The following is a 20,015-nucleotide window of genomic DNA, read 5'->3' as shown; positions in this document are numbered from 1 at the left end:
AATGATGACACGTCCTATGGCAGACGCGATCGAAACCGCCTAGATGACCTCATCGGTGAGACGATGGATGGCCAGGATGATGACGGCGAGCGATAGGCAAGCAGTTCCCGCGACACTGACCTATGATCCGGAAACGGATCGCCCCCAGGAAGAATGCGGCGTCTTCGCCGTACACGGATCGCCCGACGCTGGCGTTCTGACGGCGCTGGGCCTTCACGCCCTGCAACACCGGGGACAGGAAAGCTGCGGCATCGCGACCCATGACGGGTCGCGTTTTCATAATGAACGCTATCTCGGACTGGTCGGTGAGAACTTCACCTCGCCGGACCTGCCGCAAAGGCTTCCGGGCCGCGCCGCCATCGGCCACGTGCGCTACTCCACCCAGGGCGCCTCGGTGATGCGCAATGTCCAGCCGCTCTATTCCGACATTCGCGGTGGCGGCATCGCCCTCGCCCATAACGGCAATCTGACCAATGCCCGCGTCCTGCGCGAGGAGCTGGTCCAGAAAGGCGCCATCTTCCAGTCGACCTCGGACAGTGAGGTCGTGCTGCACCTGGCGGCCCAGTCGAGCAAGAACAAGCTGAGCAATCGCGTCCTGCACGCGATCAAGCAGATCGAGGGCGCCTTCGCCTTCGTTATCCTGGTCAATGACCGCGTCATCGCCGCGCGCGATCCCTATGGCATCCGGCCGCTGGTGATGGGCAGGATCGGTGACGCCACCGTCTTCGCCTCGGAAACCTGTGCTCTGGACATGGTCGGCGCCAAATTCGTCCGCGATATCGAGCCGGGCGAAGCAGTGGTGGTCAATGATCAGGGCATCCGCTCGGAGCGCTTCGCTCCGGAGCGCGCTGCCCGCGTCTGCTCTTTCGAATACATCTATTTCGCCCGCCCCGACTCGGTGATCGCCGGGCGCAGCGTCTATGAGGCCCGCAAGCAGATGGGTCGGCAGCTGGCAGTGGAAACCCCGGCCGATGTCGACGTCGTCATCCCGGTGCCCGATAGCGGCGTGCCCGCAGCAATCGGCTTTGCCGAAGCCAGCGGCATTCCCTTCGAGCTGGGTATTATCCGCTCGCACTTTGTCGGCCGCACCTTCATCCAGCCGACCCAGGACCGGCGCGACCTCTCGGTCCGGCGCAAGCACTCCGCCAATGCGGCCGCGGTGAAGGGCAAGCGCGTCCTCTTGATCGATGATTCCATCGTGCGCGGCACGACCTCCCTGAAGATCGTGCGGATGATGCGCGAAGCTGGCGCCTCGGAAGTGCATTTCCGTTCCGCCTGCCCGCCGATCAAATTCCCCGACTTCTACGGTATCGACATGGCCGGCCAGGCCGAGCTGATCTCGGCCAATATGGAAGTCGACGAAATGGCCCAGAAGCTGGAGGCCGACAGCCTCGGCTTTTTGACCGTGAACGGCATGTATCAGGCCATTATCGGCGAGCCGCGCAATAATCGCGTCCCGCAATTGGCCGACCACTATTTCACCGGCCAGTATCCGACGCGCCTGATGGATCACGATCGCGATCTCTCGGCCAAGGAATTCCAACTCTCCCTTCTGGTAGACGCATGACTTCAATCGATCTCAAAGGCCGTCTCGCGCTGGTCACCGGCGCGTCGCGCGGTATTGGCCGCGCCATGGCACTCGAACTGGCCAGGGCCGGCGCCCATGTCATCGCTACGGCACGCACGACCGGTGGCCTGGAAGAGCTCGATGACGACATCCGCACGGCGGGCGGCACCTCCACCCTGGTTCCGCTCGACCTGCAGTCGGAGGACGGAATTGAACAGCTGGGCACGATCGTCGCCGAGCGTTGGGGCAAGCTCGACATTCTCCTTGCAGCTGCCGGCGCACTGGGCGAGCTGACCCCGGCCGCCCAGGTCAAATCCAAGACCTGGCAGAGCGTCGTTTCAGTCAACCTGATCGCCCCGGCCCGCCTGATCCGGGCCCTGGAAGCGCCACTGCTGGCCTCTGACGCCGGCCGTGCGGTCTTCATCTCCTCCGGTGCCGCACGCTCACGACGGCCCTTCTGGGCCCCCTATGCCGCCAGCAAGGCGGGCATGGACGCCCTGGTCCAGTCCTGGGCCAAGGAGCACGACAATAATCCGCTCAACGTCAATATCGTCTATCCCGGCGCCATGCGTACCAAGATGCGCGCCAAGGCCTTCCCGGGCGAGGATCCGATGAGCCTGCCGGAACCGGTCGCCCTGTGGCCGCTGGTGGCAGACCTGGTCGACCCGGCTGGCGAGACGCATGGCGAGATTGTCGATTTCGCGGATCGCAAAGAGCGGGCCTAGAGCGGAAGTCGCGACAGCGCCTTTACAAGACCAGCCGGTCAGGTCCGCTTCGTGCGGGCATCCGGGTTCTTGCGGTCAGCATAAGGGTTCTTGCCCGACTTCACGATGAGGCGGATCGGAATCCCCGGCATTTCAAAGGCCTCGCGGATACCGTTGACCAGATAGCGCTTATAACTCTCCGGCAGGGCGTAACCGCGTGAACACATCAACACGAAGGTCGGCGGACGGCCCTTGGTCTGGGTCAGGTAGCGCGGCTTGATGCGGCGGCCCGCCACGGAAGGCGGCGGGTGGCGCTCGATCATTTCCTGCAGCCAGTCATTGAGGTCGCGGGTCTTGATCTTGGCGTCCCAGTCCGCGTGCAGCTTGGTCAGGGCCGGCATAATGTCTTCCAGCCCCTTCTTCTTCAGCGCCGAGATCGGCAGCAAAGGCGCCCCGGTCATCTGCGGCAAGAGACGTTCGAACTCGAGCTGGATTTCCTTGAGATAGGCCGTACGGTTCTTCACCAGATCGAACTTGGATATCGCCAGGGCGACAGCGCGGCCTTCCTTGTAGGCCATGTCGGCCAGGTGCAGGTCCTGCTTCTCCAGAGGATGCTCGGCATCCACCAGCAGCAGCACAACTTCGGCAAACTTGATGGCGCGCAGCGTGTCAGCGGCGCTCATGCGTTCGAGCCGGTCCTTGACCTTGCCGCGCTTGCGCAGCCCGGCCGTGTCGTGCAGGCGCACGCGGCGACCATCCCAGATCCAATCGACGGAAATGGCGTCGCGGGTAATGCCGGCTTCAGGGCCGGTGATCAGGCGGTCCTCGCCGATCAGCGTATTGATCAGGGTCGACTTGCCCGCATTGGGGCGGCCGATCACAGCAATGCGCAGCGGCGGCTCTTCCTCGGCATCATCCTTCTTGCGACGGCGCTTGGGGCGACCCAGGGCCTCCACCACAGCCTGGTAGAGATCACCCATGCCATCGCCATGCGCGGCTGAAAGGCCGATGGGTTCACCCAGACCAAGGGAATAGGCTTCCAGCAAACCGCTCTCGCCGGCCCTGCCTTCGGCCTTGTTGGCCAGGAGGATGACCGGCTTTCCGGATTTGCGCATCTCGTCAGCAAAGGTCTGGTCCAGCGGCGTCAGGCCCGAGCGCGCATCAATCATGAACAGGCAGAGATCCGCCTCCTCGATCGCCATTTCGGTCTGGGCCCGCATCTCCGCTTCGAGGCCTTCCCGCTCGGCATCATCATAGCCGGCGGTGTCGATGAGCATCAGCTCGAGCTCGCCCAGGCGCCCACGCGCCTCACGCCGGTCGCGGGTCACGCCCGGCCGGTCGTCAACGATCGCCAGCGGCTTGCCCGCCAGGCGATTGAACAGGGTCGATTTGCCCACATTGGGCCGTCCGACGACGGCGATGCGGGGCAGGTTTTCAGTCATTCATTCACGCCTATCGAAGCGCGATAACCCGGGCTTCATCGGTGACGACATAAATCGTCTCATTCGCGATAACCGGCGCCACAAAGACGTCGTCGCGCAGCTCATACTCCCGAATGACCGATCCGTCATAGGCGTTGAGCAGTACGGCATCGCCACGGCTGGAGGCCAGGAAGACGCGACCACTGGCCAGGAGCGGTCCGGACCAGGCGATCCGGTTCTCGCGATTATCCGGATTTTCGAACAGGTCGAGCTGCTCAATCCAGTGAATCTGGCCGGTCAGGCGGTTCAGGCAAACGACCTGCGCTTCGCTGGTGACCACATAGATGAAGTCCCCGGCAACCCAGGGCGCATGCAGTCCGCCAGCCGGCTGGCTCCAGATACGCTCGCCGGTGCGCAGCGAGATCGCCACCAGGGAACCGGAATGGCTCATGGCATAGACCGCACCATCGGCAATGACCGGGCTGCCCGCCACGTCATTGATATCCGACATCGCCGTCAGGCTGCCTGCGCTGGTCAGGCTATCCGACCAGATCGGGTTACCGTTCTGCACGCGCAGGGCGACGAGTTCGCCGGAAGCAAACGGGGCCACCACGACATCGCCGAGAACCGCCGGGCTCGGGGCCGTGATCAGGCGCGCGCTTTCGACAATGCCCTGATAGGTCCACAACACCTGGCCGCTATCGGCCTCGATGGCGATCATCTCGTTATCGTCAGAGGCGACGAAAACCCGGCCATCAGCCACCGTCGGCGCACCGTGGAACGGGACGATGATTTCAGCACGCCACAGCTCGGAGCCGTTATTGGCATCCAGGGCCACCAGGAAATTGAATCCGGCGTGGGCGTAGATCCGGCCATTATCGAAGGCCAGCCCGCCGCCGAAGGCCATGCGGTCATTCTCGGTCGGGCCTTCCAGCCGCGTCGACCAGACATTGGCACCGGTCTCGGCGTTCATGGCGGAAATCTCGCCGCGCGCATCGATTGCGTAAACGCGGCCATCGGCGACAACCGGGCGCGCATTCAGACGGCTGGAATTGCTGGAGCCCTCACCGATACTGGTAGTCCAGTGGACGTCGAGCTCGCCATCCGCCTGGGTATGCTGCACGGCGTGGGACGGGTAACCGCCCGGCTGCGGCCAGACGGGATTGGCATAGGCACGCGGCAGGACGACCGGCTCAAGCGGGGCACCGTTAGCGATCTGCAGGCCCTGTTCGAAATCGAGGATCGAGACACGGCCATCCTGCGGCGCGGTGTCCTCATCGGCTTCGCCACCACCAATACCGGGGATGAAATCAAGCGCATCGACCGGATTGGGAACAGAAGAACAAGCCGCGACCGGCGCCAGAGCCAAAGTCAGAAGGAAACCGCGAATACGCATTACATCAATCATTCCCTGCTTCCCCGGCAGCTGGTGTCTCAGTCTGGTCACTAGTCTCGCTCGCCGCCGACGCGTCAAGCGAATTCAAAAGCGCAAGCGCGTTGAAGGCGCGGCGGCCGACGGTTCCATCCGGAGCCACCGGAGACGCGACTTCGCTGAACTCAAGGCGGGCACGGTCATAATCACCGTCGCGATAAGCCGCGACGCCGATGGTCTCCAGCGCATAGGCACGATAGGGGGTATCCCCCGAGGCCATTGCCGAAAGACGAATCTCGACATCGGCAAAGCTCAACTCATCCCAACGCGCCCAGACGGCTTTCAGGGTCGCAAGATCACGGATCACCGCGTCGGACGTGCTCGCGGCGGCCTGATCGAACAGATCCGCGGCCTCACCATTATTGCCGGCCTCGAGCGCAAGCGCAGCCTGCTGCATCAGGGCCAGCGTGGTGTAGCCGGACGGGCCCGCCTCGCGCAGGGTCTCGAACGCGGCGCTGGCTTGGTCTGTATTGCCGGCATCGCGGTAATCGAGGGCAGCGAAGAACGCGTCGGATGCGCGCTCATGGCGGGCGTCATTCCAGGCGTTGAAGCCGGCCCAGCCGGAGGCACCCAGAATAATGAACAGCGCCACGCCCAAGGCCCAGGGGCCGTTTTTCTTGAACGCTTCCTGGTAGCGATCCTGAGCGAGCTGCTCTTCAACCTCGTCAAATACATCGACCACGTCGACACGACTCCGTTTTCAAAGGACAAATTCGGCGCGACCCTAGCGTCCACAGCGCGGCGCGGCAACCGCGCTCAACTGTCCTTGCGCTTCAGGGCATAGACCTCGGCGCTGGAGGGGAATTGGCGCGCCCTCACCTCCTCGGCATAACGCTCCACGGCAGCCGAGGTCCGCTCGGCCATATTGTCGTAGCGCTTGACGAATTTCGGCGTCCATTCAAACACGCCGAGCATGTCTGGCGTGACCAGTATCTGCCCGTCACAGGCCGCCGAAGCCCCGATGCCAATGGTCGGCACGGAGACCGCTTCGGTGATCTCGCGGCCGAGATCCTCATCCACCCCCTCAACAACAATGGCAAAGGCGCCGGCCTTGTCCGCAGCCACCGCCTCGTCGATGACGCGCTGCCACTCCGCCGACGTACGTCCCTTCGCCTTGAAACCGCCATCTGCCAGCGCCGCCTGCGGCCGCAAACCGACATGGCCAACGACCGGGATGGAGCGTTCCGCCATGAAGGCTATCGTGTCAGCCGCATAGGTGCCGCTTTCAATCTTGATCGCCTGGCAGCCCGTCTCCGCCATCACCCGGGCGGCATTCTCGAACGCCTGCTGCGGGGATTGCTCATAGGTGCCGAACGGCATGTCGACGGCAACCAGGGCCTGCTTGGCTCCACGCATCACGGCCTTGCCGTGCATGATCATCATGTCCAGCGTCACGCCGATGGTGCTGTCCAGACCGTGCACCACCATGCCGACGCTGTCGCCGACCAGGAGAAGATCGCAATACGGATCGAGCAGACGCGCCATCGGTGCATCGTAGGCGGTCAGGCAAACCAGCGGCTCACCGCCCTTGCGGGCTCGGATATCCGGCGCAGTAATACGCCGGGCTTTACTTTGTGCAGACATGAAAAAGCGGCCTCGCTGGGAAACGAAGCCGCGACACTAGCCGAGGATGTTGCGGCGCAAAAGCCTCAGGCGATGCGCCGCGGCAGCACCAGGGCGACCGTGCCCACCGCCATGGCCATTGCAGCGGCGGCCAGGGCCTCCGGCGTCGCCAGGAAAGCCAGGCTCGCAGCGGCGCCTTCGGTCGGCATGGAGATATTGGAGAACAGGCTTTCCAGCTGGGTGCCGGCAATCGCCGATCCGGTGGAACCGGCTCCGCCGAGCATAAGCACACGCTTGCGGTCCGGGTTCTCCAGCTTCTGTTTCACCTTCTCAACGAAGGCATCGGCTTCCGCGTCACGCTCGAGCGGTTCGGCCGCTTGCGCGAAGGCGGCTTTGAGCCGCTGATCGAATGCGTCTTCCATCGTCATCACACCGTTACCTCCGCACCTGTTTCCGCATGGGCGAAATAGGCCTGAAGCTTCGCTCGTCCCCGGTTTACGTGGGACTTTACCGTTCCCAGCGGCATGCCGGTAGCCTCTGCCGCTTCAGAATGCGACATGCCGCAAGAGTAACACATGACCACCACGGCGCGCTCCTCTTCCTTCAGTGTCGCCAGCGCCCGGTCGAGATCGACCACATTGCCCATATCGCGGGGCGCTTCGGTGTCTTCAACATCGGCCTTGAACTTCTCCAGCACGCGATCGGCCGATTTACGCTTGCGTGCGGATTTCAAGAACTCGGTGTAGGCGATCGAGCAGAGCCAGGATTTGAAACTGCCCGAGCCCTTGAAACTGCCGATTTTCTCGAAGGCCCGGATAAAGGTGTCCTGGGCGAGATCGTCGGCAAGGGCGTGATTGCGGCACATGCGGTGCAGCATCGAGCGTACCAGGGCCTGATGGCGACGGACGAGTTCGCCGAATGCTGCGCTGTTTTTGGTCGCTATGACGAGCGCTGTGAGTTCTGCGTCCGTCGCTTTCATCAGGTCCCCCGAGCTCGCAATCCGGCCTTATTAGGCCGCTTCTTCGTCCTTGGGACGGTTCATCAGGCCGAAGCCGATCAGAACCAGACCGATCAGGCCCGGGAAGGATGCGATAGCAGACATGATACTGAACACCTCATCACCGCCGTTCGCGCTGATCGCCCAGCCCAGCAGCAGAACCGAAACAGCAATTGCCAGCAGGATGCCGCCACCCTTGAGATCGCTGTTGCCATCCTTCCGCGGCATGCCGAGGGCACGAATGGTTTCCGGGGTCATGCTCTGACCATCGCGGATGGCCGCTTCAATGACCGTCAGTGTCGCCTTGCGCCGCTGGGTGGAGGCGTTGAACGCGATCCAGACCACAGCAACAACCATGATAAAGGGCGACATGGCGACCAGCATCACAGGGATATCCATTTTATTCTCCTAACACTTGGAACCCGGCACGGTGTGCGCCGCTTCTGACAATGAGATGCGGGTGGGCCCGAAATTGGATGCAGGGGTCAGCCGATAATTGCGACACCGAATAAATACATATGGAAATTCATTAGGATAAACGCTGCCAAAACGCCCAGAACAATGGCTGTCAGATCCCCTCCCCAGCCTTTGACGACCGGCGGAGGCGTCTCCCGCATCCAGGCTGAGATGAAAGTCACACCCGACCAGGCCAGGAAAGCGCCGAAGAGGAGAACGGCCGAGGCTTCACCATTGGCCAGAAGGTGAGCGAAGGACCAAAGCACGACCGCGGCGAGCATCGGGTGACGCACCCAGCGGCGGATATGGCCCGGCGCGTAGGCGGCGACCAGCAGGACGAGTGCGATGGGCACGAGGGAGAAGGCCAGATGCCGCGTCCAGATCGGCGGCGTCCACAATATCTCCGGCGGATGGGCGATAATTTTGCCATAGATGACCAGGACAAAACCGGTCAGCGAGATCGCGGTATAGAACAGCTTGTAAGGCATCTCCCCGAGCCGCTCGGCCAGCGCATCGCGCGCGTCGGGAATGACGCGCAGCGAGTGCACGCCGAGAAACATAACCAGACCGATTGCCAGCACAAGCATGACCGTCTCCCCCAATAGCCTGGCAGCACTATAGGCGATTCAATGGTCAGATGCGGAAAAACCGTGCTCTAATTTGGGATAAAGCGTGGAAACCGAACCCGGTTCTGCACAATCGCCACGCCAAACAGTGCGACCAGTCCAATAAATGCCAGAACGAGGCCGACCAGGTCGAAAGCGCTCTCCAGCGAAGCGGTCAGGGTGTGCCAGGCGGGCCCCGTCAGCGCAAAGAAGACGACCAGGGCCAGACCGAGAGCAAAGCGCAACGCTACTTCCACCCGCAGGCGGCGCGCTGCGATATCGGACATCACCGAGGCCCGAAAGCCCGGATCCACGGCCGGAACCGGGTCGGCGTCGAAATAGCGGCTGAGCGGATCGTGTTCAGTCATGGCTTGCTCCAAGGACGGCCTCCAGGCGGGCCCGCCCCCTCGATATGTGGGATTTTAGCGTCCCCAGAGGCATTGACAAAATCTGCGCGGCTTCCGGGTGCGACCAGCCCCCGCCCAGGCAGAGCGCGACCGCCGCACGCTGTTCCTCGCTGAGCTCGGCCAAGGCCTGCTGCAGCGCGATATGACGCTCATGCTGCGGATCGCTGGCCTCGTCCTGCTCGCTCTGCCAGCTGTTATCGCGCTGGCGCCGGCGCACCGCCGAACGGCTGGCCGTGCGCACCGTGTTCCAGGCGATGGACATCAGCCAGGACTTGAAACTGGCACCGTCACGCAAGCCCCGTAGCCGGCTCCACGCCGTCAGCAGTGCCTCCTGGGCAATATCATCGGCCTCGGACGGAACAGGACAAATGCGCCGTACAAAACGGCGCAAGTCCTGCTGATGGCGATCGACCAGACGGGCGAAGGCAGCATCGGACCCCGAGCGGGCCGCCGCGACCAGCGCGGCGTCCGTCGGCGTCGCCGTCAGGACTTGTACCCGCGCTGGAAGATGGCGCCGACCAGGAAGGCAAAGGCCAGAACCCCCATGATCATGGCAACGAAATAGGCCACCTCGCCCATGCCGAGAATGTCGTAACGGGCCTCAACGACGAAGACACCGGCCAGTCCGGCAAAGAGAATGATGAGGAAGGCATTGGTGCCACCGCTATTTTCGGGACTCTCATTACCGCCCAACTCATCGCTGTCACCATCAAGGCGGCGGATCAGCTCGGCCGGCGGTTCATTGCCGGACGCGGCATAGGTCTTCAGCAGCTCGATTTTGGCCTTGGTCTGTTTGTAACGCATGAAGCTGTTCCAAGCGAAGATCAGGAAGAAGGCCAGCGGGAACAGAAGCCACCAGTATTCATCAAACAATTCGTACATGTCTCAGCCCTTTCTCGACCGGATAATGGGTGTTGTTATCCCTTAGTGGCCGCCGATTGCCGCTATGGATGCAGAGCAATGTGAAAAACTGCACCGCAGCGCCGCGCAGTTCGCGCACGCCCCCCCCGCACAAACCGCGCCGGGATCAGACCTCCCGCCACTGCCGGTCCAGCGCCTTGGGGGAATCGAGAACCGGAGCACGCGGGTCCGGGCCCGGCTCGGCGGCGATCACCGGCAGGGCGTCGCCTAGCAAGAGACCGATTACGCGCTGGGCCGGTTCCGCCAGGGCCTGGAAGCCCTGCCGCAACCGGTTGAGACAGCGCACCCGGTAGGGCGAAACCGGCAGATCCCAGCCCGTATCCTCGATCACCACCGAGAACCGGTCCTTACCCGCCAGGAAGGCCGCGGCGTTGGCGCTCAAATAGGGCAGATACTGTACAGCGGCGACGCGGAATAAGGGCCCGAGGTCCGCAGGAATGCGCTGGATCGGGGTGGTCTCGGTGAAACTGTCCGGCCGCGACGCCCACAGCCGGCCCGACCAGGCGAGGACGCTGGGCGCTTCATCGCGCAGGATGGCATGCGGTGTCGGGTCATAGGCGAAATGGGCGAAAACCGGACCGAACAAGCCGAAATCCGCTTCGCACGGACGCTCGCCAAACAGGAAATCACGATCCGCAAAGACCGGTTCCAGAATGTCGAAAACATTGTGGAACAGAGCCTCGACAGCCGGTGCGGTCGCGCGGTTCACCCCATCGCCCTTGAGAAAGGTGCCCTGCTGGCGGCGCTTGATGAACAAGCGCCGCAGCAGCCGAGGTCCGGGCTGTTCACGCAGCAGGCTGTCGGCGATCTGGCCGCTCATCAGTCGGCTGTCGGCGTCAAAGGCCCAGCGATAATACAGCGCCGGTCGCCACAGCCATTCGTCGAAGAAATCCTCGAGAAACTGGCTGGCAAAGGCCACCGCCGGCGGCCCCGGGCGGAGCCTGGGCTTGGGCCAGTAGGACTCGAAATGGGAAATGATTTCCGTTGTATCCGTCATCCAGCTGCCATCGGGTGATTGCAGCTGCGGCATCTGGGCAATGCCCGTCGCCTTGGCGCATTCGCGAAAATCGGCCAGGTCCATTTCGACGAACTCATAGGGCACGCCCTTGACACGCAAATAGCCTTCCAGCTTGCGCGTAAAATAGGACAGCTTGAGGCCGTGCAGGCGATAGACAGAAGACGGGGCGGTCATCGACAGTATTTCAGCCGATTCCCGCCCCGAAAGCGAATTCAACCTTGCACTACCCGCTAAAAGGGCAATTCGGTCATATCGGGCAGCTCGACGATGATCGTCTCGACCAGCTCGGCCTCTCCTTGCATGAAGGCATGCATGACATCATGCACCTCGCTCGAAGTCATGAAGAGATTATGCCCTGCATTCTCGATGGTTACGATATGAACGTCGGACAGATCAGCGACCGCCTCGGCCTGCGATTGCGGATAGGTGCGGCCATCCAACGTGCCCGAGAGAACAAGAACCGGCATGTCCCCGGTCGGATTGGCCCGGAAAGCCTCTCCCAGGTCAAACCCGTCCCAGGCGCCCGCGGCCTGCGGCATTGGGAAATTCAGCATGCCCCCGGTGAGCCCGTCCGGCGCCTGCTGCTCGAACAGCGCCAACCGCTCCGCACTGACACCCGAGACCATATCCATCGCCGTCGGCATGGGGCGCAGGGAAATCGGCGTGCCCGGGCGGACAACGCGCTGTAACAACATGCCGAGGAAGGTCGTATCGCCGGCATCGATCGCGCTGTAGAGCGCTAGCAGGATGGCAGCATTGCCCGGGTCGGAAATCAGTCCGCCGACAAATTGCTCGGCCTGGTGGCGGTGCACCAGAACTTGCGCCGGCAGCCTGTCACGCTGCGGCACCTCCACCAGCAGGGGTTCGGCTTCGAGGCGCTCATGCACCCGGCGGATCAGACCGGCAATATCCGGATAGGCGGCGGCCGCTGCCGGTTGCGTATTCACTGCCGCTTGCAAGCGTTCGAAATAGGCATTTGTACGGGCCGGAAGCTTCACCGTCTGGTCCAGGCCTTCGACACTGGCCAGAATGGCCCGGTCGATCTCTTCGGGAATGTCCTTGATCGCGGCCAGCGCCAGATGCGTGCCGTAGGAGATCCCCCAGAGCGACACCTGGTCCGCACCCAGGTGCACACGCAGATCAGAGATATCCTGGACGCTCTCGCGCGTCGTATAGCCCTCGATATCAATACCCTGAGCACGCCAGAAGGCCCCGCATTCCTCGATGGCTGCCACGTATTGGGCCGTGAACTCCTCATAGGTGAGCCGCGCCAGATCATCCCCGCCCTGGCTCGACACACAGCGCGGAAGATTATTGCCCGACAGGCCGGTGCCGCGCTGGTCAAAGGCGATGACATCCCCGTGCTGGCGCATCTGCATGAACAGCTCGAAGCGGCGGCCGCTTGCGGTTCCGGTTCCGGAGCCACCCGGCCCGCCGGCCAGATAGACGATTGGCGAACCGGGCGTCTCGGTCGTGGCGGGAAACCGGACATAGCCGATATCGATCATGCGGCTTTCGGGATCGGCGCGGTTTTCAGGCACCTGAAAGGCCCCCCGGAAGGCTTCGACGCTTTCACCGGAATTGGCCTCGAACATCATCGCTTCTTCCTGAGCGACAGCCCAAGGCGTCAGCGTAATGGCGGCCAGGCCAGCCAGAGCGGATCGCATGGTTTTCATTTTTCATCTCCTGTCGGTGACGCCCCCAGGCGCCGCCCCACCATGGCGCCCAGGCCGCAGAAAACGAGCGCGGATCGGTCAACGGTCATCTTGGATCGACAAGCGGCGAGACGCCGGTAACCGGTAGCGCTATGGTCAACCGTATGAAATCCGTCCTGCTTCTCTGCCTTCTCCTCCTTGGGCTGATACCGTCCGCCGACGCCCAGCCCGCCCGGCATGCCCCGGTCGGAAGCGCCCATGTGGATCTATGTCCCGATGATGGCAGTGGTCAGCCGCCGCAGGACTTCACCGGCCCGGACTGCCAGCAGGTTCAATTCCACGAAATCGACCCGCAAAACACCTCGCTGTGGATTCGCACCCGCATCGACATCCCTGAGCCCCTGCTGGCGCAGCCGCGTCCGCTGGGCCTGTTCGTTTCCGGCAAGGCAGCCGCTCATTTCTGGGTCAACGGCATTGATGTCGGCAGCAATGGTGTACCCGGCGTCGACCAGCAATCGGAGCGGCCAGGCCGGATGGATGCCGTCCTATTTGTCGAGAAAGTCCACCTGCGCTCGGGCGAAAACGAGGTCATCGCCTACCTGTCTGGTCACCACAGTCAGCTCACCCTCGCGCATCCGATGCACTATCTGGGTATCCGGGTCTATGCGCACCCGACGCGCTTCATCATGAATGCCTACTGGATCTCGATGATAACGCTGGGCGCTTTCACCCTCGGCTTCATCTTTTTCGGCGTCAGCGCCCTTCGTGGTGAAGACCCGCTCGGGTCGAGCCTGATCAGCCTTTTATCGCTGACCGCCGCGGCCCAGCTTCTGACCGAGGCCGGGCGCGGGATCTTCGCCTATACCTATCCGCTGCACGATCTGCGGCTGATAGGCATCGTCGTCTTCTCCGCCCTCTTCGGCCTTTTGCTCGTCGCCTACCTGCTGCAACGCTTCTCCGGTCTGAGCTGGAAGCAGCAACTCCTCCGTCTCGGCCTGCTCACCCTGCCCATCGCCGTAGTGATCTGGGGGGCGACCGGGTTTGACGGCAAGGCGGGCTTTGCCTTCCTGACCTCATGCATGGCGGGCCTCGCCTGGTGTGCGATCTGGGTGCGGCAGAAAAAGCCCGGCGCCCTGGCCTTCGGGCTCATTCTCGGCGGGTTTATCGCGTTGCTGCTGATATTCGGCGGCCGTTTTCTCGACCTTTATTTCTTCTATGCCGTGGCCGGTCTCCTGCTCTTCCTGTTCTGGCAACAGGCCCTCGCGCTGGTGCGGGCTCGGCGAGAAAAACAGCGCGAGGAACAGCGCGCCTCCCAGCTTGAAGTCGCCCTCGCCCAGGCCCGGCAGAAAGACGCACCGGACAAGGTCCAGCTCGTGTCCGCCGGCCATGTCGAATACGTCGCCACCGATACCATCACCCAGCTCAAGGGCGCCGGCGATTATGTCGAAGTGCATTTCGAAAGCGGCAAGACGGCGCTCTATAATGGCGGCCTGACCCAGCTGGAAAGCGATCTGCCGCCGACCTTTCTGCGCGTCCATCGCTCCCACATCGTCAACACGGCTTTTGTGTCAGCGCTTGAACGCGATGCCTCCGGTATCGGCCGCCTGGTGCTGAGTAATGGAACGGAAGCGCCGGTGTCACGGCGGATCATGCCCAAGGTCAGGAACGCCCTGGCGGCCGGTTGATCACCAGTGCGGCGGCTTTTTCGCCTCGGGGGCCGGCATGTGATCTTCCAGATCGATCATGCGGCCATGCATCTTATCGAGGCGGCGGGTCAGACGGGTGATTTCCTCGCGCTGATCCAGGATGACCGAATTCATGTCCTCGATCGCCTGGTCCTGATGCGCGATATGCATTTCCAGGCGCTCAAGGCGCTCGGCAAGATCGTCGGACATGGTGTTTCCCGTCAAAGTCTCAGCTAGGCCGCTCAACAATGGCGGCATTGACGTGGCAGCGTATGGCAAAGCCGAGGCGCTTGTACAAGCCGATGGCCATCTCATTGCTGGCCCAGGCATGCAGGAAGGGCCGCTCACCACGCTCGAGGATATGCCGCGCGACATGCGCGGACAGCCGCTTGGCCAGCCCCCGGCCCTGGAAATCGGGATGGGTGCAGACGCCGGACACCTCACAATAGCCGGGAAAACGCATCCGCGTGCCCGCCATCGCCGCCAGTCGTCCCTCGATACGAACGCCGAAGAAATCACCCATCTCATGCGTGCGGGGCAGGAATGGCCCCGGTTCGGTCAAGCTCGCCAGTGCCAGCATGTCCGCGGCATCGTCCGCCCCGAGCGGGTCTATCCCGTCTGGGTCATAGGCCGGCGGGCGATCACGCTCGAACACCATCTGCACACCCTGCGCTTGCTTCAGGGCGATCAATCCTTGTGGGATCTCGATCCCCTCAACCTGCAGGATGTAGGCCTCCTCTCCCGGCCCGAGTAACTGCGCCACGCGCTGCATCGTCTCCGGCGCATCATCCGGCCCGGAAACGAATTTGTTCACATCAGAAATGAAACGACGGGCGCGGTCATCGCCGGTTGAGAGCGCCTTATGGGCATGGGTGAGGGTTTGCCAGACGGGTCGGTCAAGCGGGTTCATGGCTCTATGCCTCCCTCCGGCGCAGAACGGTGGCCATCAGGCTGTATACCCAACTGCAATGTTCCACCAGCCCGGAACATCGCGACATCGATCTCTCGGTCGATACCGATGCGGGAACAGAAATTCGGATCATGACTGACGATGAGCAGCGCACCGTCAAAGTCCGCTAGCGCCTGTTCAAGCAGTTCTATCGCTTCCAGGTCAAGGTGATTGGTCGGTTCATCGAGGATCAGCAATTGCGGCACATCGGCCGCCCCCAGCAGCATGGCAAGCCCCGCCCGCAAACGCTCGCCGCCGCTGAGCACACCCGCCGGCTTCAGCCCTGCCTCATTGCGAAAGGCAAAACTGGCAAGGTGCGCCCGGGCTGCGTTTTCCGTGAGGTGCGGGTGTCGCCGGCGCAGATTGGCCAGGAGGCTGAAGGCCGGATCAAGCAGTTCGGCGTGCTGGTCCAGCATCGCAACCCGCCCTTCCCGGCGCCAGATCTCGCCCGACGTCGGTGCCAGCTGACCGGCGACCAGTGCCAGCAGTGTACTCTTGCCGCTGCCATTGCAACCGGTCAGGCGAACCCTCGCCGGCCCGGCCATCTCAAGACTGACGCCTGCAAGACCAAACCCGCCGGGCCGGTTGAAAGCGACATTGTCCAGGCTCAGCACGCATTGATGGCTGCCGAGATCGGACGCAGGCAATTCGATCGCCAGGGGGGTCAGGATTTCCAGCTGCTCACGCGCCTCGTCGAGCGTCGCGCAGGCCTCCTCCATCTGGCGCGCACTGGTGGCTGCGGCACGGCCATCGGTGCCCTGAGCCTTTTCGCGCATGGCATTGAGAATCAGCTTGCTCTGCGACCCGCTCTGGCGGGCCGCCCGCCCCTTGCCGTCCGAGCGGTCCTTGCGCTCCTGGCGCTGCTGAGCGTCGCGGCGCGCCTGATCGAGCCCGCTTTGCGCCCGGGCGATCTCACCGGCAAGCCGGGCTCGGCGCCCTTCGCGCTCAGCGGTAAAGGCTGACCGGCCACCGGTGACGATATGGCAGCCCGCAGGGGTGAGTTCGACTATCCGGTCCATGCCCTCCAGCAGGGAGCGATCATGACTGGCCAGCACCACGGCCCCCGACCAGCTTGCAATCAGTTCAGAGATCAGGCGCCGGCCCTCGGCATCGAGATTATTGCTGGGCTCATCGAGCAGCAGCACGTCGGGCTGTTGCAGCAGCAACCGGGCCAGGGCCAGACGGGTGCGCTGACCACCGCTCATGGCGCCGAGTGGACTGTCGAGGTCGCGGCGTGGCAGTCCGACCTGGGCCAGAGCCCGGTCGATACGATGGTCCAGCGTCCAGTCGGCCGCATCGAAATCCGCCTCATCCGCTGAGCCATCGAGAATGCGCTGCAAGCAGCGCCAGGCCGCAGCGACACCGAGCCCGTCAGCCCAGCTTCGCCCCTTGGTCGCGATGGACTGGTCGAGCAGGCCGCACACGCCGGCCCGCGTCACCGTCCCGCTCTCAGGTCGGGCGGTGCCGGCAAGCACGGCAAGTAGGCTGGATTTGCCACAGCCGTTACGGCCTACGAGGCCAATGCGCTCATGGCCCAGCGTCAGGCTGAGACCGGAGAAAAGGGCCTTGGCGTCAGGCGTGGTCAGGGAAAGAGAATCGAGAGTAAGCAAGGCGGACATGAAGGGTCTCGGCAACGACTGCAATCGGACAGGTTTCGATCTGCAGGTGCTGCTTCATGTGCGCGTCTCCTTTACTCGCTTCGATAGCGCTTATCTAATCAGCGCCCGTCAAAGTCAATCTTGCCCGCCCGAAAACAAGGACAGTCCCGTGAGCCAGATCTACGATTTCAATACCCAGACCCTTTCCGGCGAAGACCGCGCCCTGGCTGATTTCAAGGGCCAGGTCTTGCTGATCGTCAACACCGCCTCCAAGTGCGGTTTCACACCGCAATATGAAGGGCTGGAGAAACTGCATGACGAGCTGGGCGAAAAAGGCCTCAGCGTACTCGGCTTCCCCTGCAACCAGTTCGGCAAACAGGAACCGGGCGATGCCGAGGAAATCGCCAATTTCTGCAAACTGACCTACGACGTCAGCTTCCCCATTTTCGCCAAGATCGAGGTCAATGGTCCGAACACCGCGCCGCTCTATGAGTATCTGAAGTCGGAGGCGAAAGGCCTGATGGGGTCGAAATCGATCAAGTGGAACTTTACCAAATTCCTCGTCGATCGCGAGGGCAACGTCGTGAAGCGCTTTGGCCCGCAGGACACGCCGGAACAATTGCGGGCGGAAATCGAGGCTTTGCTCTAAGTTTAACCTGCGACCTTGCGGAAGCGCGGGACCGTCGGTTTGCGGCGCTTTACCGGTGCAGGAGCCGGTGCCTCGGCCTCGCGCGCCAAGCGCGCAGCGCGCAGCTTCTGCGTTTGCGCAGTGCGCAGTTCAGCCTCTTCCTTGAGCAGCGACCGGACCGTTTCGTCGGTTATATCTGCCTTGGACTGGGGCGACTTGCGCTTCACCTGAAACACATCATCATATTTTTCATTAGCCATGTAGCGGCCTCCTCTGATTTGTTAATCTACGAAAAAGGCCGGGCGATTGCCCGGCCTTTTCATTTCCTCCTGCCAGCTGCCGGCATCCGGCGGGCAGGACAATTTGCCAACTCTAGGCCAGCTGGACGTTGTCGGCTGCGTTCTTGCCGGAGCGACGGTCCTCGACCACGTCGAATGTGACCTTCTGCCCGTCATCCAGCGAGCGAATACCTGAACGCTCAAGCGCGGAGATGTGGACAAAGACATCGGTCGAACCGTCTTCCGGTTGAATGAAGCCGAAGCCTTTGGTCGTGTTGAAGAATTTTACGGTACCAGTAGTCATGACAATTTCCTTTCAAAACGTCACAGGAATGCGGGCTCTCACAGCCGTGTGCTGAAGAGTCCCGAGCGTCGATTTTGGAAGAGAATAAAGTCGTGAGCGCGAATACTTTCGCGCCTGGAAAATTCGGCAATCAAGATCGATAGCCGCATAAATAGTGCGGAATCGTGTCTAAAACAAGTCCAAGACTTTGGAATTCGAACAATATGTCACGGCCTGCGACATCAGTGGCGGCAAGTCCGAGCCATCTCAGAAATCTATTGGGAAACGCTCCCACTGGTGCCCGCAGGAGCGTTGCCCCCCTACTCCCACTCGATCGTCCCCGGAGGCTTTGACGTCACGTCATAGACCACCCGGTTGACGCCGCGCACCTCGTTGATGATGCGCGTGGCCGTGCGGCCGAGGAAGTCGTGGTCGAAGGGGAAATAGTCTGCCGTCATGCCGTCGACCGAGGTCACAGCGCGCAGGGCGAGGACGTGGTCATAGGTGCGTTCATCGCCCATCACGCCGACGGTGCGGACCGGCAGCAGGACCGCGAAGGCTTGCCATATCTCGTCATAAAGGCCCGCCTTCTGGATCTCCTCGATATAGATCGCATCGGCCTTTCTGAGGATATCCGCCTTTTCCTTGGTGATCTCACCCGGAATGCGGATGGCCAGGCCTGGCCCCGGGAAGGGGTGACGGCCGACAAAGGCTTCCGGCAGGCCGAGCTCGCGACCCAGGGCGCGGACCTCGTCCTTGAACAGCTCGCGCAGCGGCTCGACCAGGTCCATCTTCATACGGGCCGGCAAACCGCCGACATTGTGGTGGGACTTGATCGTCACGGACGGACCACCATCAAAGCTGACGCTTTCGATCACATCGGGATAGAGCGTGCCCTGGGCGAGGAAATCGGCGCCGCCGGCTTCCTTGGCCTTGGCATCGAAGACATCGATGAAGAGCTTGCCGATCGTCTTGCGCTTGACCTCGGGATCCTCCACGCCTTCCAGCGCGTCGAGGAAGAGCTTCTCCTCATCGGCATGGATCAGCGGGATATTGTAGTGCTCGCGGAACAGGGAGACGACCTGATCGGCCTCGCCATGGCGCATCAGGCCGGTATCGACGAAGACACAGGTCAGCTGGTCGCCGATGGCTTCATGCAGCAGCACGGCCACGACGGAGCTGTCGACACCGCCGGACAGGCCGCAAATCACGCGCTTGTCGCCAACCTGCGCGCGGACCTTGGCAATCGCCTCATCCTTGAAGCTCGCCATCGACCAGTCACCGGCAAAACCGGCAATGGTGTGGGTGAAGTTCTGCAGCAGCATGGCGCCGCGCGGGGTGTGCACCACTTCCGGGTGGAATTGCACGCCGTAGAATTTGCGATCCTCGTCGGCGATCGCCGCATAGGGCGCATTGCCGGAGGTAGCGATGACCTTGAAGCCCTCGGGCAGCGCCGAGACGCGGTCGCCATGGCTCATCCACACGCGTTCCTCATGACCGACACCGCCAAGACCTTCAAACAGCGGGCTGTCGGCCTTGATGGTTATATCAGCGCGGCCAAACTCGCGCTCGTCAGAGGCTTCCACCGCACCGCCAAGCTGGGCGCACATCGTCTGTTCGCCATAGCAGATGCCGAGGATCGGCAAGCCGCGTGTGAACACGCTTTCATCGGCCCGGGGAGAATTGTCCCAATGGGTCGAATGCGGGGAGCCCGACAGGATGATCGCCTTGGGATCATAGCCGTCGATAAAGGCCTTGTCGGCGCGGTTATAGGGATGGACTTCGCAGTAAACGCCGCTCTCGCGGACGCGCCGGGCGATGAGCTGGGTCACCTGGCTGCCGAAGTCG

At 62.6% G+C, this 20,015-nt stretch carries 23 protein-coding genes; 4 read left to right on the top strand and 19 right to left on the bottom strand.

Features of this window, described 5'->3' with window-relative positions; genetic code table 11:
• Positions 1-67 precede the first annotated feature (67 nt).
• The gene (gene purF, locus Q1V51_RS03140; RefSeq protein WP_300552738.1) at positions 68-1,567 is read left to right on the top strand and encodes an amidophosphoribosyltransferase; all 1,500 of its coding nucleotides are present in this window, start codon (positions 68-70) and stop codon (positions 1,565-1,567) included.
• Positions 1,564-2,292: an SDR family NAD(P)-dependent oxidoreductase gene (locus Q1V51_RS03135; protein WP_300552735.1), complete on the top strand. Its 729-nt coding sequence runs from the start codon at positions 1,564-1,566 to the stop codon at positions 2,290-2,292. The genes purF and Q1V51_RS03135 overlap by 4 nt, the downstream gene beginning before the upstream one ends.
• Before the next feature lie 38 nt (positions 2,293-2,330).
• Here Q1V51_RS03135 and der read toward each other — a convergent pair whose 3' ends face one another.
• From der to Q1V51_RS03070, 13 genes are all read right to left on the bottom strand, one after another.
• Positions 2,331-3,713, bottom strand: a complete 1,383-nt coding sequence (der, locus tag Q1V51_RS03130) for a ribosome biogenesis GTPase Der (RefSeq protein WP_300552732.1) — start codon at positions 3,711-3,713, stop codon at positions 2,331-2,333.
• 10 nt (positions 3,714-3,723) lie between these two features.
• Positions 3,724-5,100, bottom strand: a complete 1,377-nt coding sequence (locus Q1V51_RS03125) for a PQQ-binding-like beta-propeller repeat protein (protein WP_300552729.1) — start codon at positions 5,098-5,100, stop codon at positions 3,724-3,726.
• Entirely contained in the window at positions 5,093-5,806 is a 714-nt protein-coding gene (locus Q1V51_RS03120; RefSeq protein WP_300552727.1) for a tetratricopeptide repeat protein, read from the bottom strand. Before Q1V51_RS03120 ends, Q1V51_RS03125 begins: the two co-directional genes overlap by 8 nt.
• Positions 5,807-5,880: 74 nt before the next feature.
• Positions 5,881-6,708 carry a 3-methyl-2-oxobutanoate hydroxymethyltransferase gene (panB, locus tag Q1V51_RS03115; protein ID WP_300552724.1) on the bottom strand — a complete coding sequence of 276 codons (828 nt, stop codon included), beginning with the start codon at positions 6,706-6,708 and terminating at the stop codon, positions 5,881-5,883.
• A gap of 65 nt (positions 6,709-6,773) precedes the next feature.
• A complete protein-coding gene (locus Q1V51_RS03110; protein ID WP_300552722.1) occupies positions 6,774-7,115 on the bottom strand; it encodes a hypothetical protein in 342 nt (113 codons plus the stop codon).
• The gene (locus tag Q1V51_RS03105) at positions 7,115-7,666 is read right to left on the bottom strand and encodes a sigma-70 family RNA polymerase sigma factor (RefSeq protein ID WP_300552719.1); all 552 of its coding nucleotides are present in this window, start codon (positions 7,664-7,666) and stop codon (positions 7,115-7,117) included. The genes Q1V51_RS03110 and Q1V51_RS03105 overlap by 1 nt, the downstream gene beginning before the upstream one ends.
• Positions 7,667-7,696: 30 nt before the next feature.
• Positions 7,697-8,083 (bottom strand): DUF6249 domain-containing protein, encoded by a 387-nt coding sequence (locus Q1V51_RS03100; protein WP_300552717.1) that lies wholly within the window; start codon positions 8,081-8,083, stop codon positions 7,697-7,699.
• An 86-nt stretch (positions 8,084-8,169) separates the two neighbouring features.
• On the bottom strand, positions 8,170-8,727 hold the full coding sequence (locus tag Q1V51_RS03095; protein ID WP_300552715.1) for an NnrU family protein: 558 nt from the start codon (positions 8,725-8,727) through the stop codon (positions 8,170-8,172).
• Between the two features lie 68 nt (positions 8,728-8,795).
• Positions 8,796-9,113, bottom strand: coding sequence for a hypothetical protein (locus tag Q1V51_RS03090; protein WP_300552712.1), 318 nt, complete (start codon positions 9,111-9,113; stop codon positions 8,796-8,798).
• The gene (locus Q1V51_RS03085; RefSeq protein WP_300552741.1) at positions 9,106-9,612 is read right to left on the bottom strand and encodes an RNA polymerase sigma factor; all 507 of its coding nucleotides are present in this window, start codon (positions 9,610-9,612) and stop codon (positions 9,106-9,108) included. The genes Q1V51_RS03090 and Q1V51_RS03085 overlap by 8 nt, the downstream gene beginning before the upstream one ends.
• A gap of 23 nt (positions 9,613-9,635) precedes the next feature.
• Positions 9,636-10,034: a hypothetical protein gene (locus Q1V51_RS03080; RefSeq protein ID WP_300552709.1), complete on the bottom strand. Its 399-nt coding sequence runs from the start codon at positions 10,032-10,034 to the stop codon at positions 9,636-9,638.
• Between the two features lie 145 nt (positions 10,035-10,179).
• Positions 10,180-11,265, bottom strand: a complete 1,086-nt coding sequence (locus Q1V51_RS03075; RefSeq protein WP_300552706.1) for a glutathione S-transferase family protein — start codon at positions 11,263-11,265, stop codon at positions 10,180-10,182.
• Between the two features lie 56 nt (positions 11,266-11,321).
• Positions 11,322-12,767: an alpha/beta fold hydrolase gene (locus tag Q1V51_RS03070; RefSeq protein ID WP_300552704.1), complete on the bottom strand. Its 1,446-nt coding sequence runs from the start codon at positions 12,765-12,767 to the stop codon at positions 11,322-11,324.
• 143 nt (positions 12,768-12,910) lie between these two features.
• Here Q1V51_RS03070 and Q1V51_RS03065 point away from each other — a divergent pair, with 143 nt between their 5' ends.
• Positions 12,911-14,431, top strand: coding sequence for a LytTR family DNA-binding domain-containing protein (locus Q1V51_RS03065; protein WP_300552702.1), 1,521 nt, complete (start codon positions 12,911-12,913; stop codon positions 14,429-14,431).
• On the opposite strand, the gene Q1V51_RS03060 is transcribed toward Q1V51_RS03065, so the two are convergent.
• Genes Q1V51_RS03060 through Q1V51_RS03050 form a run of 3 tightly spaced genes read right to left on the bottom strand, consistent with a single transcriptional unit; the run spans position 14,432 to position 16,999 of the window.
• Positions 14,432-14,641, bottom strand: a complete 210-nt coding sequence (locus Q1V51_RS03060) for a SlyX family protein (protein WP_300552699.1) — start codon at positions 14,639-14,641, stop codon at positions 14,432-14,434.
• A 19-nt stretch (positions 14,642-14,660) separates the two neighbouring features.
• On the bottom strand, positions 14,661-15,341 hold the full coding sequence (locus tag Q1V51_RS03055) for a GNAT family N-acetyltransferase (protein ID WP_300552697.1): 681 nt from the start codon (positions 15,339-15,341) through the stop codon (positions 14,661-14,663).
• Positions 15,338-16,999 carry an ABC-F family ATP-binding cassette domain-containing protein gene (locus Q1V51_RS03050; protein ID WP_300552694.1) on the bottom strand — a complete coding sequence of 554 codons (1,662 nt, stop codon included), beginning with the start codon at positions 16,997-16,999 and terminating at the stop codon, positions 15,338-15,340. The genes Q1V51_RS03055 and Q1V51_RS03050 overlap by 4 nt, the downstream gene beginning before the upstream one ends.
• Positions 17,000-17,147: 148 nt before the next feature.
• On the opposite strand from Q1V51_RS03050, the gene Q1V51_RS03045 reads away from it, so the two are divergent.
• On the top strand, positions 17,148-17,627 hold the full coding sequence (locus Q1V51_RS03045) for a glutathione peroxidase (protein ID WP_300552691.1): 480 nt from the start codon (positions 17,148-17,150) through the stop codon (positions 17,625-17,627).
• Between the two features lie 2 nt (positions 17,628-17,629).
• On the opposite strand, the gene Q1V51_RS03040 is transcribed toward Q1V51_RS03045, so the two are convergent.
• The 3 genes from Q1V51_RS03040 to guaA form a co-directional block, all read right to left on the bottom strand.
• Complete coding sequence (locus tag Q1V51_RS03040; RefSeq protein WP_300552688.1) at positions 17,630-17,866, bottom strand: hypothetical protein; 237 nt, start codon at positions 17,864-17,866, stop codon at positions 17,630-17,632.
• A 112-nt stretch (positions 17,867-17,978) separates the two neighbouring features.
• A complete protein-coding gene (locus Q1V51_RS03035; protein ID WP_300552685.1) occupies positions 17,979-18,188 on the bottom strand; it encodes a cold-shock protein in 210 nt (69 codons plus the stop codon).
• A 299-nt stretch (positions 18,189-18,487) separates the two neighbouring features.
• A partial coding sequence (gene guaA / locus Q1V51_RS03030) for a glutamine-hydrolyzing GMP synthase (RefSeq protein ID WP_300552683.1) occupies positions 18,488-20,015 on the bottom strand: 1,528 nt, incomplete at its 5' end.

The sequence above is a fragment of the Maricaulis sp. genome (genome assembly GCF_030149235.1).
GTDB lineage: Bacteria > Pseudomonadota > Alphaproteobacteria > Caulobacterales > Maricaulaceae > Maricaulis.
The sequence above is the reverse complement of the archived record's forward strand: the minus strand, read 5'-3'. Positions and strand labels throughout refer to the sequence as shown.